The organism is Pseudoalteromonas sp. MER144-MNA-CIBAN-0113 (assembly GCF_040308965.1).
Taxonomy (GTDB): Bacteria; Pseudomonadota; Gammaproteobacteria; order Enterobacterales; family Alteromonadaceae; genus Pseudoalteromonas; species Pseudoalteromonas tetraodonis.
Window position 1 is genome coordinate 1 of the sequence record NZ_JBEOOG010000358.1, and the last position, 272, is coordinate 272.

1 protein-coding gene is annotated in these 272 nt (G+C 47.1%); it reads left to right on the forward strand.

What is annotated here, in order from left to right:
- Positions 1-272 (forward strand): MGMT family protein (locus AAEY57_RS20035; protein ID WP_350608670.1); only part of this gene is annotated, 272 nt, incomplete at both ends.

The following is a 272-nucleotide window of genomic DNA, read 5'->3' on the forward strand; positions in this document are numbered from 1 at the left end:
GTTATCGCAGGCATACCAGTAGGAAAAGTAGCAAGTTACGGGCAAGTTGCAGCACTTGCGGGCTACCCGCAAAACTCACGGTTGGTCGGGCGCTTACTAAAAATGATGCCAAACGACTCGGTTATACCTTGGCACAGGGTAGTGAATAGCCAAGGTAAAATATCATTCCCTGAAGGTAGCGAAAAATACCAAGAACAACGCGAAAAGCTACTATCAGAAGGCGTACTGTTTAAAAACGACAAAGTGAATATACGCGAGTGCCGGTGGGAGTG